The 13,141-nt window shown below is 39.5% G+C and carries 12 protein-coding genes, 1 other RNA gene and 1 other annotated feature; of the genes, 4 read left to right on the top strand and 9 right to left on the bottom strand.

Annotation, left to right across the window (positions count from 1 at the left end; translation table 11 throughout):
• Positions 1-37: 37 nt before the first annotated feature.
• The 5 genes from pheS to FYJ75_RS03080 all read right to left on the bottom strand — a co-directional run bounded on the left by pheS (position 38) and on the right by FYJ75_RS03080 (position 4,855).
• Positions 38-1,057 (bottom strand): phenylalanine--tRNA ligase subunit alpha, encoded by a 1,020-nt coding sequence (gene pheS, locus FYJ75_RS03060; RefSeq protein ID WP_154428742.1) that lies wholly within the window; start codon positions 1,055-1,057, stop codon positions 38-40.
• Between the two features lie 77 nt (positions 1,058-1,134).
• Positions 1,135-1,357: a binding site (T-box leader), on the bottom strand.
• Between the two features lie 35 nt (positions 1,358-1,392).
• The gene (locus FYJ75_RS03065; protein WP_154428744.1) at positions 1,393-2,187 is read right to left on the bottom strand and encodes a YihY/virulence factor BrkB family protein; all 795 of its coding nucleotides are present in this window, start codon (positions 2,185-2,187) and stop codon (positions 1,393-1,395) included.
• Positions 2,188-2,209: 22 nt separating this feature from the next.
• The gene (locus FYJ75_RS03070) at positions 2,210-3,946 is read right to left on the bottom strand and encodes a SpoIID/LytB domain-containing protein (protein WP_154428746.1); all 1,737 of its coding nucleotides are present in this window, start codon (positions 3,944-3,946) and stop codon (positions 2,210-2,212) included.
• Between the two features lie 198 nt (positions 3,947-4,144).
• A non-coding RNA gene (ssrS, locus tag FYJ75_RS03075) (6S RNA) lies at positions 4,145-4,328 on the bottom strand.
• A gap of 83 nt (positions 4,329-4,411) precedes the next feature.
• Positions 4,412-4,855: a cytidine deaminase gene (locus FYJ75_RS03080; RefSeq protein WP_328596846.1), complete on the bottom strand. Its 444-nt coding sequence runs from the start codon at positions 4,853-4,855 to the stop codon at positions 4,412-4,414.
• Positions 4,856-4,991: 136 nt separating this feature from the next.
• Here FYJ75_RS03080 and FYJ75_RS03085 point away from each other — a divergent pair, with 136 nt between their 5' ends.
• Positions 4,992-6,362 carry a citrate/2-methylcitrate synthase gene (locus FYJ75_RS03085; RefSeq protein ID WP_154428750.1) on the top strand — a complete coding sequence of 457 codons (1,371 nt, stop codon included), beginning with the start codon at positions 4,992-4,994 and terminating at the stop codon, positions 6,360-6,362.
• Between the two features lie 28 nt (positions 6,363-6,390).
• Here the strand turns inward: FYJ75_RS03085 and FYJ75_RS03090 are convergent, their stop codons facing one another.
• Both FYJ75_RS03090 and FYJ75_RS03095 read right to left on the bottom strand, forming a co-directional pair.
• Positions 6,391-7,818: a sensor histidine kinase gene (locus FYJ75_RS03090; RefSeq protein ID WP_235906991.1), complete on the bottom strand. Its 1,428-nt coding sequence runs from the start codon at positions 7,816-7,818 to the stop codon at positions 6,391-6,393.
• 94 nt (positions 7,819-7,912) lie between these two features.
• Positions 7,913-8,602 carry a response regulator transcription factor gene (locus FYJ75_RS03095; RefSeq protein ID WP_154428755.1) on the bottom strand — a complete coding sequence of 230 codons (690 nt, stop codon included), beginning with the start codon at positions 8,600-8,602 and terminating at the stop codon, positions 7,913-7,915.
• Between the two features lie 194 nt (positions 8,603-8,796).
• Here FYJ75_RS03095 and FYJ75_RS03100 point away from each other — a divergent pair, with 194 nt between their 5' ends.
• Together FYJ75_RS03100 and FYJ75_RS03105 are read left to right on the top strand one after the other, a co-directional pair.
• Complete coding sequence (locus FYJ75_RS03100) at positions 8,797-9,174, top strand: response regulator (protein WP_154428757.1); 378 nt, start codon at positions 8,797-8,799, stop codon at positions 9,172-9,174.
• Between the two features lie 6 nt (positions 9,175-9,180).
• A complete protein-coding gene (locus FYJ75_RS03105; RefSeq protein ID WP_154428759.1) occupies positions 9,181-10,068 on the top strand; it encodes a chemotaxis protein CheX in 888 nt (295 codons plus the stop codon).
• Between the two features lie 60 nt (positions 10,069-10,128).
• On the opposite strand, the gene thrC is transcribed toward FYJ75_RS03105, so the two are convergent.
• A complete protein-coding gene (gene thrC / locus FYJ75_RS03110; protein ID WP_154428761.1) occupies positions 10,129-11,619 on the bottom strand; it encodes a threonine synthase in 1,491 nt (496 codons plus the stop codon).
• Between the two features lie 199 nt (positions 11,620-11,818).
• On the opposite strand from thrC, the gene FYJ75_RS03115 reads away from it, so the two are divergent.
• On the top strand, positions 11,819-12,619 hold the full coding sequence (locus tag FYJ75_RS03115; RefSeq protein WP_154428763.1) for an AP2/ERF family transcription factor: 801 nt from the start codon (positions 11,819-11,821) through the stop codon (positions 12,617-12,619).
• Positions 12,620-12,651: 32 nt separating this feature from the next.
• Here the strand turns inward: FYJ75_RS03115 and leuD are convergent, their stop codons facing one another.
• A complete protein-coding gene (gene leuD, locus FYJ75_RS03120) occupies positions 12,652-13,140 on the bottom strand; it encodes a 3-isopropylmalate dehydratase small subunit (protein ID WP_154428765.1) in 489 nt (162 codons plus the stop codon).
• Position 13,141 lies beyond the last annotated feature (1 nt).

Consider the following 13,141-nt stretch of genomic DNA (forward strand, 5'->3'; position numbering starts at 1 on the left):
TCCTTTCTGATTATGACATTCTCATATATGTGACTGACTAGAACTGTTTTAAGAAACGATCATCGTTTTCATAAAGAAGTCTCATATCATCTATTTCATATTTCAATAAAGTAATACGCTCTAATCCGATACCGAATGCAAATCCGGAATATTCTTCAGGATCGATTCCACTCATTCTAAGAACCTTTGGATGAACCATACCACAACCTAAGATCTCGATCCAGCCTTCGCCCTTACAGAAACGGCAGCCTTTTCCGCCACATTTAAAGCAGCTTACATCCACTTCGGCAGATGGCTCTGTGAATGGGAAATGATGAGGTCTGAATTTTACCTTTGTATCTTCACCAAAAATTTCTTTTGCAAACTCTGCAAGTGTACCTTTCAGGTCTGCAAATGTGATTCCTTTGTCAATTACCATTCCTTCGATCTGATGGAACGATGGAGAATGTGTGGCATCTACTTCATCGGCACGGAACACTCTTCCCGGTGCGATCATACGGATCGGAGGTTTTTTCGATTCCATGACACGAACCTGTACCGGGGAAGTCTGTGTACGAAGTACGATCTTGTCATTAATATAGAATGTATCCTGTTCATCTTTCGCAGGATGATTTGCAGGAATATTTAATGCCTCAAAGTTGTAATAGTCATATTCTACTTCCGGGCCTTCTACCACTTCATAGCCCATTCCGGTAAAGAAACGTTTTACCTGATCCAAAACTTCTGCATTTGGATGACTGTGTCCGATCTTATTCCGTTTTGCAGGAAGCGTTACATCAATAACCTCGCTTTTTAACTGCGCATCCAGTGCAGCAGCTTCTAATTTCTTTTTTGTTTCATCCAGTTTCTCTTCGATTGCAGCTCTTGTCTCATTTACCCACTGTCCAACCTTTGGACGATCTTCTGGAGCAACATCCTTCATTCCTTTTAAAACGGCTGTCAACTCTCCTTTTTTACCTAAGATTGCAACACGCACCTCATTTAATTTGGAAAGATCACCGGATTCCTGGATCTCACGCATTGCATTTTCTTTGATCTGCTGCAGTTTGTCTCTCATAATCAATCTCCTTTTTCTATATTGGTGTCAGACGGATTCTGTAAAATTCTTATAAAATAAAAAAAGCTCCGTCCCTCTCTAGGGACGAAACTTATTCCGCGATACCACCCTGATTCCTGTAATCAAATACAGACTCTCATTACTGCGTAACGTGCATAAAACGTCACAGACTACTTTTTTCATCTGTGCAGCTCCTGTGCGAAATTCAAACAACTCTGTACATAAGAAAGCTTACAGCCAATGACTTTCTCTCTCTGAATGACGGGCAGATGTCCTACTTGACACATTCATTGCCTTTTTCATATCGCCTATTTTAGCACAGCATATTTAAAACTTCAAGCTTTTGTTAAAAAAGCATTCAATTCTCCGCCAATCAGCATGATATATACACAAAAGTAGACCCATAACATCAAAAGCATCAATGTCGTAAGACTTCCATACATGGAAAATCCATTAAAATAATCTACATAAATCGATAGTCCATACGAGAATACCGTCCAGCCGACCGCTGTAAAACATGCCCCAACGATCTGCCCTTTAAAATGTAACTTTTTATTGGGAAGCGCCGTAAATATAACAATAAAAAATACAATCAGGATTAAAATGCCAAACAGCCATTTCATCCAGGAACCAAAGAATGCCAAAAGCGCTGTATGCGGGAATTTTTGAAACAGGACACTTTTTACATACTTGCCAAACACAATGAAACCAAGCATAAAAAGGATTGCAAGTGCAAAAATCAGCGTATAAATAATTGCCCAGAACCGGAGAATAAACCAGTTCCGGTTCTCGTCCACGTCATATACTGCATTTAATCCGTTTGTAATATACTGTAAACCCTTGGCTGCAGACCAGATCGCCGCAATTGCCGTAATGGACAGAATTCCCGCGGAATGCTCATACACTTCATCGATCATGGCAATCATAAACGGCAGGACATAATCCGGACAAAATGCCTGGACAATCTGTAAAAAATCCGCTTTTCCAATAAACGTATACTTTAGTAAAGAAAATATAACCATCAAAAACGGAAGTGCAGAAAGAATGATAAAAAACGCAGATTGCGCTGCATATGCCCCTACATTGTCCTTTTTACATTCATCATAAAATTCAAACCCCTTGCGAATCATAATGTTCTCCTTAATTCCGTATTCAATCAGAGAATTTGGAAATCTCCATAAGTTCTATCCCCGAATAATAAAACTTCATGATATCTTCGTATGTCATTCCCTGACCGGCCATGGCCGAAGCCCCATATTGACTTAATCCGATTCCGTGCCCAAATCCTCCACCTTTTAAGATATAATGTCCGTCTTCGAAAGAGGCAATATAAAAACACGCACTCGGAATCAGTGTAAGATCGGTTCGCTCCTTACCATTGGATAATACAACATTTTGTAACATATGTCCAAGAATGTTTCGGATTTCGTTTTCCTCATAAAATGTTTTTTCGCCCTTTTCATATTGAATTTTCAGACATAATACATATCCGTTTGTGCTTCTTTGTAAAATGGATATACTCTGTGCTTTTCCAAGTTCAGAATCTGCTCCGCCCTTTAGATCAAGCTTTGCCGTCCAGCGGTAAAATGGAGAAACACTGTCATAAGAATCCGGTGCCGAATCGATAAATTTCTGAAAGCAGTTTTCATCTGAAAGATCTCCGGGATTCTCAGATGTTTCATATTTTTTCTGAAGATACTCCGGATTCCCCTGACTGTTCCCCCGTTCCTCTTCGTTTTGCCAGAGTTCGTAATCCTCTGTGACACCTGGATTCGTTGAGCAATAATAACAGGTGATCGGATTTCCCTGATACACAGCAATCTGCCCGGAAGTCTCATTTCCTGCCTGATCTGTAATCTCACTCTTTCCGGCTTTGTTATAGACCTGAAAAGCAGTAGAATCGTCAACATTTGCCCCGTACATGGCATACTGGTCGTTCTTTAACTGACTGTAAGCGTAAGTTCTTGCGCACACCGCCTGCGCTTTTAATGCCTCTAATCCAAACTGCTGTGGCATTTCCGATGGAAGTACCCTTTTTACATATTCTTCGATTGGGAGTTGGTTCACCATAACAATTCCATTTTCTGTCCGGATACAGTAGATGGTGTCCGGATAGGAATTACTGATATTATTCCCGGATGCATCACAAATGTACATTCCTTCGCCTTCGGAAACGATCTTTATTTTCCCAGTTCCATGCTCATCCAGAAATTTCCCGCAATCCAGAATATTTTCACCATCGATCCGAAACAATTCATTCTCATAAGAGATCTGACAGCTTGAATCCGATTTTAGATATAACTGCGGATACTCGATAGCGGTATCATTTTTGATAACAACACGTATGTTCTTTGCAACGGTCTCTTCATTGACCAGAATCGCCTGTATCCGATGATAAGCAAGTACATAATTTACGTTACTGCTTCCTACAATAAGATCCGTAAGTGTGCCTTCCCGAACCGTTCCATTTTCTGATATGTATACGGGAATTTCAGCTTCCCGTTCAAGCATGCCATAATCGCGCACTTCCATCTGCTCATCTGTATAGCTTTCAAGAACTCCCTCGATCCTGTCCGGTTTGGTGTAAATATGACTGATCTTATCCTGCGTAATCTCAATGTCTGCAATCCCTTCAAACGGAGTATCCATGTGTCCGGGCAGCTGATAAGTCTGTCCCTTATAAAGATACTGGATCTTATCGTCCTGCGTGGAAATAATATATGCGTTTTGGACAATCCCATCTTCCTTTTTTGACTCTGTCTGCCCAACACCCGATTCTGTCTTATGTGGAAGCAGGCGAAATACAATAAGAAACGTAATTGCCACACAGGCAATTATGGTAATAAAAACAATGAATACGATACAGCCGGGTCTATTCTTTTTCTTCATTCTGACTCCTGAACATGCAGCAGATTCCAATCTGCCTTTCTATAACAAAAGGGAAGCTGCCCTGTCGAACAGCTTCCCCGTCTTTTGTATCTTAAAAACTTTCTCTTCTGTAAGTTCTTTTGTACTTTTCAATGATTCTTTTGTATTTACCCTGATATCAGTTCTTATAGGTACTTCATAAGCACTTCTTCTTTTGTAATATAACCCAAAATGCCGGCTCCTGCAATTTAGACTCCTAGCTAATGCTAGGTGGGCGACCGCAGTTTACCTTCTGCCTTCCACTGATACGAGGCGGCCTGACATCCAGTAACTCATATAGGAATCCCGTTTAAAGTAAATGTAGGTTCTAAATAGCAAGAGTTATCGAACATTCCAGGCTATATTTTTTTGTGTTTTTATTATACTTTAATATGTCTCATTTTTCAATGAAAAATTCAAGACACATTTTGCCATAATATGAAATTGTTATTGAATTCCCTTTTCCAAGTCATTTTGTGTAAAAGCGCCCGGAAGAAGTTGTTCTAATGTAAATTTTTTAAAATTTCCATCCGGTTTTACCAGAAGAATCTGAAAAGTCTTCGGATCACAAAACTCTGCCATTACCTGTCTGCACACGCCACAAGGATACAGATAATCCTGTGCATCCCCACTTATTGCAATTGCTTTAAATTGTCTCTTACCTTCGGAAACTGCCTTAAAAAAAGCGGTTCTTTCTGCACAATTCGTAGGAGAAAAAGCAACATTTTCTATATTTACGCCCTGATACACTGCACCGTCCTCTGTCAAGAGTGCCGCCCCAACACGAAAATGCGAATATGGTGAATAGGAATTCTGTTTTGCTTCTATTGCAAGCTGGCATAATTTCTGATCTGTCATAAATATTTCCCCTCGTATAATATTATCTAACATTTTACTATGATTTGCACTTTCTTTCCACCATTTTAGTCATTAAGTTATGAATTTTTCATAAACATCAATTTCTTACTCTTGTTTTAAGAAACAACATTTGATAATATTTTTAGTATAACATTCAAGGAGGTATAACATGGGTACAAATCCATTCAGTGAAATAACACCACAAATTAATCATTACGCCAGTTTATGTCAGAAAACAGCAACCATTGACCCGGCAGACTATACTACATATGATGTTAAACGCGGACTCCGTGATTTAAATGGTAAAGGTGTTCTGGTAGGACTGACTGAGATATCCGATGTCTGTGCGACCAAACTGGTAGATGGCAAACAGGTTCCGGCAGATGGAGAACTTTACTATCGCGGATATAATGTCAAAGAGCTCATTTCAGGTACAGGTGACTGGAATCATTTTGGATTTGAAGAATGCACCTATCTCCTGCTGTTCGGAGAACTCCCAAACAAGAAAGAACTGGATGAATTCACAGCTGTGCTCAGCCAGTATCGTACACTGCCGACAAGTTTTGTCCGGGATATCATTATGAAAGCTCCAAGCAATGATATGATGAACACGCTTGCCCGAAGTGTTCTTACCTTATATTCATATGACGACAGAGCCGATGATATTTCTCTTCCAAATGTTCTGCGCCAGTGTCTTCAGCTGATCAGCCTTTTCCCACAGCTGTCCGTATACGGCTATCAGGCATATAATCACTACCATGAAGGCCAGAGTTTATTTATTCACAATCCGATTCCGGAATATTCTACTGCGGAAAATATTCTTCATATGCTTCGGCCGGATTCCAAATTTACTCCTCTTGAGGCCAAACTTTTGGATACCGCACTGATTCTTCATATGGAGCACGGCGGTGGTAATAACTCCACCTTTACCACACATCTGGTATCTTCTTCCGGAACCGATACTTATTCTGCGATCGCCGCAGCAATCGGATCACTGAAAGGTCCAAGACATGGTGGAGCCAACATCAAGGTAATCAAAATGTTCGATGATCTGAAAGCACACGTAAAGGACTGGAATGATGACGAGGAGATCAGCCGTTATCTGACCGCACTTCTTCATAAAGAAGCTTTTGATCATGCAGGTCTGATCTACGGTATGGGACATGCGGTATATTCCCTTTCCGATCCAAGAGCTGTTATCTTCCGTACATTTGTAGAGCGTCTTTCTGCTGAAAAAGGACGGGAAGATGAATTCCAGCTCTATGCCAATGTCGAGCGTCTTGCTCCGCAGATCATTTCCGAGGAACGCAAGATTTATAAAGGTGTCAGCCCAAACGTCGACTTCTTCAGCGGATTCGCATATAATATGCTGGATCTTCCGGTTGAATTATATACTCCGATCTTTGCAGTTGCACGTATTGCAGGCTGGAGTGCTCATCGAATTGAAGAATTATCTTATAACAATAAGATCATGCGTCCGGCCTATAAATATGTTGGACATCACAGAGAATATATTCCTTACGACAAACGCAACCAGTAATCATAAAAAGAGGAAATCTGAATCAGCATCAGATTTCCTCTTTTTCTATGACTGGAAGTTCAAACCAGAATTTCGATCCGGCAGAGAGAATACTCTCCACTCCATATTCTGCATGATGAAGTTCCAATATGTTTTTCACAATAGATAACCCAAGTCCGGTTCCCATAACCGCACGTTTATGTGTTTTATCTACTTTATAATACCGGTCCCATACATAAGGAAGATTCTCTTCCGAAATTCCTTCTCCGGAATCAATCACTTCGATCCGTACAATCTGCTCTCTTACGAGCTGACGCACAAGTACACGTTTATCACTTCCTGTATAGTTGATTGCATTGTTGATCAGATTGTAAATAACCTGGAAAATTTTGAATTCATCCGCGCAGACATACACCTCTTCCTGATATTCAAAATCGATCCGGTAACCATCCTGCTCTTTTAATTTGTTATAGCGCTCCAGGACTTTCTGAATGCGGTCCGTCAGATTGAATTCGGAAAGTTTCATCTCTAAAGCACCTGCCTGCAGCTTTGATATATCAAGCATATCATTCACAAGATTCGTAAGTCTTTTTGCCTCATCGATAACAACCTGAACATTCTCCGGTGTATTTTCTCCCGGAAGATCACGCATGACCTCAGAATATGCAATAATCATCGTAAGTGGTGTTCTCAGATCATGTGATACATTTGCAATCAGTTCTTTTTGCAGTTTTTCGTTTTTTCCCAGATCGGTGGCCGCCTGGTTTAATGTTTCTGAGAGTTCTGCAATCTCCCGGTAATCCTTTCCGTCAAAGGACACATTGAAATCCCCTTTTGCCAGCTTTTTGGCAGCATTGTTGACACGTATCATAGACCTGGAAACTTTTTTGGAAATCACAAGCGCAATCAGAAGTGACAGGATGATCATGACAACCGTGATCCAGATCATCTGGATTCTTAAAGTATCCACGGTCGCACTTACCGGTGTCAGTACAGTATTAACCATAAGAACACATGCGGTATTATCACTGGTTAAAACATCAACATAAATGATACTTTCCGCCATATCCTGTCCGTAATTCTGGACAAATCCATCCGCTTCCGGTGGCTGTGGAATAGAACTGTCCGCCTGTGGCGGCTGCGGAGCAGATACCGCTTCAGTCGATGATTCCGTATCCCCGTTTTGCTTTTCAAACGTTTTATTATGATTGCCTTTGAACTCGATTACCGTACTTCCGCCATTATCCTGTGCCTCTTTGTAATACCGCAGGAATTCCTCATTTGGGAGCGTTGACATTTTAGTCGTGGCAATATATTCGCAATTATACAGTGCATTTCCGGAAGTATCCGTTACATAAATTGTAATATTATTTTTGGCAGCCAGCTGGTCAAGCTGTTCTTCTTTCTCCTCTGAATCAGATTCCAGAATGGATATTGCCTCCTGTTCCACAGAACGCGCGTTATTTTTCGTGATCATTTTGTAAAACGAATCTAAATACACAATCTGAAAAAACCACAAAAGAACCAAAAGACATGCTGTAAAAAGCAGCAGGTAAAAAAATATTTTCCATTTAATGCTTATCTTCTCGTGCTTCAAATCGATATCCTACCCCTCTGAGTGTAATTAAAAATTTGCGATATATTCCAAGGCTGTTTCGCAAAAGCTTGATATGGGTATCCAGCGTACGGTCATCTCCGTAATAATCATATCCCCACACTTCTGTGATAAGCCTTTCTCTTTCTAAGGCGATATTTTTATTTTTTACAAGGTAGAATAAAAGATCATATTCTTTTGGTGACATATTCACACGCTGTCCATCAACCGACACGGTTCTTCCGGTAAAATCAACTTCAAGTCCCTCTGCCCGGAAAATGTCATGTTCTGTTTCTGAAATTTTATTGGAATTCCTTGAAATCACAACCTTAACCCGCATCATAAGTTCTTTGGGCGAGAATGGTTTTACAACATAATCATCAATTCCGTTTTCAAATCCGTGAATACGGTCATATTCTTCTCCGCGGGCAGATAACATGATGATCGGAATATCCTTGAGTTTCTTGATTTCCCTGCATGCGGAAAATCCATCCAGTTCCGGCATCATAACATCCATAATGATCACATCATAATCATTCTGTCTGCATAGCGTGATCGCTTCCATTCCATCTTTTGCCTCAAACACTTCATACCCTTCAAACTCTCCATATTTCCGGATAATCTGTCTGATTTTTTCTTCATCATCTACAACTAATATTTTTTCCATAAGACACACTCCTGATTGTAATTATCCATAGAATAGACCTGCTATGTGATCAACAGGTGAATTTAAACTGAAGATTTTACTAAGTTTATTATAAACGCAGATCCAACAGCTTTAAAGCATTGATAATTATAGATATTTAGTGTAAAATAATGGTATCTATTTAATGAAAACGAATGCGGAAAGAGGTTATATCTATGAGGATCGAGGATGTAAGTATTTTAGTTTGTGATGATTCCATATTAGCAAGGAAGCAGTTAAAAGATGTGATTTCAACCCTTGGAACACCAACCTTTTATGAGGCTGCTGATGGTGTTGACGCCGTCAAAAAATACAAAGAATTCAAACCGGATATCGTATTTATGGATATCGTTATGCCAAAGCAGGACGGTATTGAGACGGTACAGAATATTATGAACTTTGATCCGGATGCTGAGATTATCATTGTCTCCTCCATCGGTACAATGACACAGTTAAAAGCAGCGATCGAATTAGGAGCCAAAGATTTTATCCAGAAACCATTAAACGAGAATCAGGTCATTACCCTGATGGACAAATATTTAGAAGGGAGATAATAGAATATGTACACACAGTTTTTCGGAAATTATCTGCTTTCTAATGGATATATCACAAAAGAGCAGTTATTTACGGCAATGAAAAAACAGCTTAAATCCCATATGAAGCTTGGTACGCTTGCAATACATGCCGGATATATGACAGCTTCTGAGGTTGACCGTATTGTTATTCTTCAGACTCACGAAGATAAAAAATTTGGGGAACTCGCAATTGAAGAGGGATATCTGACACAGGAACAGGTCATCGAGCTGCTTGAATCCCAGACTCCGGATTTCCTGTTACTTGGACAGGCTCTCTGTGATGACGGTGTTTTAAGCAATACTGACCTTGAGAATATCATTGCAGATTATCGTTCACAGAATGAACTCTATGAATTGGATTTTTCCGATTCCATGCAGCAGAATATCCAGAATTTATTTGATCATTTTCTGGTTATCGCTGAAAAACCGATCAATGAATCCGGTAAAATGTACATGGAACTTTTATTTAACAATCTGATTCGTTTTATTGGAGAGGATTTTACTCCGCTTACAATTTCAGAGTGTAAAGAATTTCCTACCAAACACTGCACCTATCAGAAATTAACCGGTGATGACGGTTCATTTATTGCATATCTTGACATGGATGAGGAAACTGCGATTCATTTTGCCTCCAGATACGCAGGAGAACAATTTACCGAATTTGATGAATATGTAGAAGCTTCCATGGATGATTTTCTGAATCTCCATAACGGACTTTTCGCAGTAAATATGTCAAATGATAATTCACAGGAACTGGAATTAAATGCTCTGGAACATTCCGTTGACTCCATTCTTACGTTTGAGCATACGGCATATGAATTCCCGGTGCTTTTCCCATTCGGAACTATTTACATGATCGTTCAGTTTTTATAATATCCCAATTAAAAACTTCCATTCAGCATTGATTCTGAATGGAAGTTTTTTGGTTCATAATTATTTTTTTAAGAAACGTCTTACAACATCTGGCATCTCATCTACATCACACACGGTATCATAAAGCACTTCTGCACTTCGGATTTCTTCGATTGCCTGTGGAACTTTTACATTTCCAAGCTTACTTAATTCATCGACAAGTTCAAAATCTGTCATACTGTCATATTTGTGATCAATGGCATCCATAACACTTCTTGTGAATTTAAACGGACTTGCAGTTGATGCGATTACCGTCTTCGTATCAACATCGTTGGTATCTTTCTTATATTTCTCATATACACCAGCTGCAACAGCGGTATGGGTATCAATGATGTATCCGGTATCTTCAAATAATTTTTTGATTACAGAAGCTGTTTCTTCCTCGCTTGTATAATTGCCATAGAAATCAGCCAGCTGTGTTCTCATCTCATCGGTAATCTCATACTTTCCTGAAGTTGTAAGATCTTTCATAAATTCAGCATTCTTTTTCGCATCATTGCCTGCAATACGATAAATCAGTCTCTCCAGATTTGATGAAATCAGAATATCCATAGATGGAGAACTTGTTAACATAAATTCACGGTTCTTATCATAGGTTCCAGTTGAGAAGAAATCATATAACACTTTGTTCTCGTTGGAAGCACAGATCAGTTTTCCGATTGGAAGTCCCATATTCTTTGCATAAAAAGCAGCAAGGATATTTCCAAAGTTACCAGTTGGAACAACTACATTGATCTTCTCATCCTTTGCAATTGCACCGTTTGCATATAATCTGCTGTATGCATAAACATAATATACGATCTGAGGAACAAGACGACCGATATTGATTGAGTTTGCAGATGAGAACTGATATCCTTCTTTGTCCATCTCCTCTGCCATGGCTTTGTCATTAAACATCTGTTTTACACCGGTCTGAGCCTGATCAAAATTGCCATTGATTCCTACAACAAAGGTATTGGCACCTTTCTGTGTAACCATCTGTTTTTCCTGGATCGGGCTGACACCATGCTTTGGATAAAATACGATGATCTTTGTTCCCTCTACATCTGCAAATCCTGCAAGTGCAGCTTTTCCAGTATCTCCGGAAGTGGCTGTAAGAATAACAATATCATTCTTTACGTTGTTTTTTCTGGCTGAAGTAATCAGCAGATGAGGTAAGATGGATAATGCCATATCTTTAAAAGCAATTGTCGGGCCATGGAATAATTCCAGATAATATGCACCGTCTGCCTGCACTAAAGGAGCAATCTCTTCTGTGTCAAATTTGCTGTCATATGCTTTGTTGATACAGTTTTTCAATTCTTCTTCTGTAAAATCTGTAAGGAACTGCTTCATTACCGCATATGCAGTCTCCTGATAGGACATCTTTGCCAGCTCATCAATTGTAACATCCAGTGCCGGTATGCTTTCTGGGACAAATAATCCGCCATCGTCTGCAAGTCCCTTTAAAATTGCCTGAGAAGCAGTGAATTTTTTGTCACCATTTCTAGTACTTGAATACATTAAACCCATTTTTCTTACCTCTTTTTCTTAAATTAATAAACATACATTAATGTCCATTATAATGGAACAGTTATAAAAATGTCAACCCATTACGGACAAGTGTCCGCGAATCACATCACTTGTTTTTATATATCACATTTTATAATTGAAAGGAACATTTAGATAGGATAAAATAGTCATAAAGAACTACAGTTAAAAAGGAGTCCTTATGTTACCAGGAGTTTATGAAGCATATAAAAAAGATCATTCTTTATATTACCGTTCCAGTATCACCTGCCGTGGAAAACACATCAGCCTCGGAAGCTATGAAACAGAAGCCGATGCCAGTCAGGCATACCAGACTGCATGCGAGATACTGGACCATCCGGATGTTTCTCTCGAGGAGCTGATTCATAAACCATCGCTTCTCTCCTTTGAAAAAATAGTAACCTTAACCAATTACAGAGATAATCGATTATACATCGGGAATCCAATCTATCTAAAGAAAGGATATTTTATTTATTATCTTTCCCAGACCGAAGAACTCAAATTTGATATTGATGATCTGTTCTATTATACAGAGCATAAAATTCTCCGCCGTCAGGGGCATCTTTATGTCAATGACTATGGTATGCAGATCACTCTGCTCAGCCGTTACGGAATCAAGGCGCATGCCGTTGCAGGAAGAGACTATTCCTTTATAAACGGAGACCCCTTTGATTTCCGATATGCAAATATAGAGGTGATCAATCCTTATTACGGTGTTTGCCGCACACAGCATAGTGGAACGACCCGTTATGCAGCCAAAATCCATATCAACGGAAATATTTCTCTTGGATACTTCTCAAGTGCAGAAAAAGCTGCCATCGCTTATAACAAGGCTGTGGATCTGGCCCGCAGACACGGGATTAACCGCAACTATCCAGAGAATTACATTGAATCCCTTTCCGCAAGTGAATATGCAGATATTTACACCCGTATCAGACTTTCATCGAATTATTATCATTACTTAAAAAGACTTCCGGATTAACGGAAGTCTTTTTTATCCTCGTTCCGGGTATACTACTTCTGATTAATATAATTAACCAGACCCTCGCAATCAATTATTTTCTGCATGAAAGGTGGAAATGCCTGTCCCTGATAAGACTTTCCGGTTGTCACATCGGTAATCACACCGGAATCAAAATCTACCTTCACCTCATCTCCTGCCTGGATTGCAACCGCTGCTTCCGGGCATTCGATAATTGGCAATCCGATATTGATTGCGTTCCGATAAAAAATACGGGCAAAAGTCTCAGCAATTACACAGCTGACCCCTGCAGCTTTAATCGAAATCGGTGCATGTTCACGGGAAGAACCACATCCGAAGTTCTTATTTGCAACGATAATATCTCCAGGTTTTACCTTATTTACGAAATCTTTATCAATATCTTCCATACAATGAGTGGCAAGTTCCTTTGGATCTGATGAGTTCAGATATCTTGCCGGAATAATAACATCCGTATCAATGTTATCTCCAAATTTAAAAACATGACCACATGCTGCTTTCATT

The sequence above is a fragment of the Roseburia porci genome (assembly GCF_009695765.1).
Taxonomy (GTDB): domain Bacteria; phylum Bacillota; class Clostridia; order Lachnospirales; family Lachnospiraceae; genus Roseburia; species Roseburia porci.